The organism is Paratractidigestivibacter sp., from assembly GCF_052362415.1.
Taxonomy (GTDB): Bacteria; Actinomycetota; Coriobacteriia; order Coriobacteriales; family Atopobiaceae; genus Paratractidigestivibacter.
Map to the genome: position 1 here is coordinate 1 of NZ_DAWEMK010000203.1, position 1774 is coordinate 1774.

General features: G+C 63.1%; 1 pseudogene. It reads left to right on the plus strand.

Annotated elements, in window-relative coordinates:
• Window positions 1-1774 (plus strand): annotated as a pseudogene (locus ACT84W_RS10935) (DNA-directed RNA polymerase subunit beta'); the annotation flags it as partial.

Consider the following 1774-nt stretch of genomic DNA (forward strand, 5'->3'; position numbering starts at 1 on the left):
CCTCGGCCAAGGTGCGTCGCGACCGCATGGGCCACATCGAGCTCGCCGCTCCCGTGTCCCACATCTGGTACTTCAAGAGCCCCACGAGCTTCCCGATGAGCCGTATGCTCGACATCAAGTCCAAGGACCTCGAGAAGGTTCTGTACTTTGCCAGCTACATCATCACCGAGGTCGACTACGAGGCTCGCGAGGCCGACGCTGACGACCTGCGCGAGGAGCTCGCCGCCGATCTGGAAGAGATCGATGCCGAGTGCGCCCGCCAGATCGAGTCCCTCAAGGAGCAGGGCAACCCCGAGAACTTCGACGAGTTCTCCGACGAGGAGCCGCTGACCCCCGAGGAGATCGCCTCCGGCATCGTCGACATCGAGGAAGAGTGCAAGGACGAGAAGCAGCTCCGTACGGACGCCTTCAACGCCTTCATGAAGCTCACCGAGCGCGACCTCATTTCCGATGAGCCGCTGTTCCGCGAGATGACCCGTTACTACTCCATGTACTTCAAGGGTGGTATGGGTGCCGAGGCCGTTCGCGACCTGCTCGCTGCCATCGACCTCCCCTCCGAGGCCGAGAAGCTCAAGGCCATCATCGCCGACGAGGACTCCCAGAAGCAGAAGCGCGAGAAGGCCGTCAAGCGCCTTGAGGTCGTTGACGCCTTCCTGAAGGGCGGCAACAGCCCCGCGAACATGATCCTGGACGTCATCCCGGTCATTCCGCCCGATCTGCGCCCGATGGTCCAGCTCGACGGCGGCCGCTTCGCCGCGTCCGACCTCAACGACCTGTATCGTCGCGTGATCAACCGTAACAACCGACTCAAGCGCCTGCTCGACCTGGACGCCCCTGCGATCATCGTGAACAACGAGAAGCGCATGCTCCAGGAGTCCGTGGACGCCCTGTTCGACAACGGCCGTCGTGGTCGCCCGGTCTCTGGCCGTGGCGGTCGCCCGCTCAAGTCGCTCGCCGAGGCCCTCAAGGGCAAGCAGGGTCGTTTCCGTCAGAACCTGCTGGGTAAGCGTGTCGACTACTCCGGCCGTTCGGTAATCGTTACCGACCCCAAGCTGCTGCTGCACCAGTGCGGTCTGCCCAAGACCATGGCGCTGGAGCTCTTCAAGCCCTTCGTCATGAAGCGCCTGGTCGAGCTTGGCAAGGTCGAGAACATCAAGGGCGCCAAGCGCGCTATCGACCGCGGTGCCACCTTTGTGTGGGATATCCTCGAAGAGGTCATCGACGGCCGCGTCGTGCTGCTCAACCGTGCACCGACCCTGCACCGTCTGTCCATCCAGGCCTTTGAGCCGGTGCTGGTCGAGGGCAAGGCTATCCACCTGCATCCGCTGGTCTGCTCGCCCTTCAACGCCGACTTCGACGGCGACCAGATGTCTGTCCACGTGCCGCTGTCCAGCCAGGCTCAGGCCGAGGCCCGCGTGCTCATGCTCTCTGCGAACAACCTGCGCTCGCCGGCATCCGGCAAGCCGGTCAACATCCCTTCGCAGGACATGATCATCGGTGTGTACTACCTCACCCAGGTTCGCGAGGGTCTGCCGGGCGAGAACCACGTGTTCTCGAGCTTCGACGACGCGCTGCACGCCTATGACTGCCGCTCCGAGGTCGACATGCAGGCCAAGATCCAAGTCCGCGTGTCCGCTGCCGATGCCAACGTCATCAACGAGGACGGCACCCGTATCTTCCGCGTCAAGAACGGCAAGAACGAGTTTGTCGACTACGACGTCACCGGCAACAAGACCGCGCGCTTCGAGACCTCTATCGGCCGCATCATCTTCAA